Here is a 644-nt window from a genome sequence, read left to right on the forward strand (position 1 = left end):
TGAGGCTACCCGGAGAAATCCGGATGCCTGTTTGCATGTTGAAAATCCAGGCAAGCCGGTTCTCGTTTTTGGTCAGGATTTAGAAGCTCTTGAGCGTGAGCATGAGCAGGCTTGCGATGGTGCTGTTGATGTTCAGAAGAATGGCAAGAGCAGGAAAATCAGAAGCACTCAAAATACTATGGCGTGCATTGTTCTGTCTTGGCCAGGTGAGATGGATGCCGATTGTAAGCGTTGGCAAGCTCGGTCGGTCAAGTGGTTGCAGGACACGTATGGGGACCAGTTGAAGACAGTCATCAGGCATGATGATGAGGCTTTTCCTCATCTTCATGCTTTCATCGTTCCTGATGATTTGAAGGCGATCAGCTTACATCCTGGGGATAGTGCAAAGCAGAAGGCCAAGGCGGATGGGTTATCTCCAAAGGAACAAAATGAAGCCTATAAGCAATCTTTTAGAGATTGGCAGGACAGTTATTGGGATAAGGTCGGGAAGCCTTCTGGCTTAACTCGTATTGCTCCATTTCTTATGCGTTTCACTCGGGACCAGTGGAACCAGGAGAAGCAACAAGCCAAGGCTTTAGCTATTGCTCTGGCTGATGTTCGTGCTGTTGCAAAGCGTGTTGATGCTGCAAAATCTAAGGCTGAAA

At 48.0% G+C, this 644-nt stretch carries 1 protein-coding gene; it reads left to right on the forward strand.

Going from position 1 to position 644, the window contains the following annotated elements; genetic code table 11:
- A partial coding sequence (locus KP705_RS15965) for a plasmid recombination protein (protein WP_215764946.1) occupies nucleotides 1-644 on the forward strand: 644 nt, incomplete at both ends.

The sequence above is a fragment of the Gluconobacter sp. P1D12_c genome (assembly GCF_018812105.1).
GTDB lineage: Bacteria > Pseudomonadota > Alphaproteobacteria > Acetobacterales > Acetobacteraceae > Gluconobacter > Gluconobacter oxydans_A.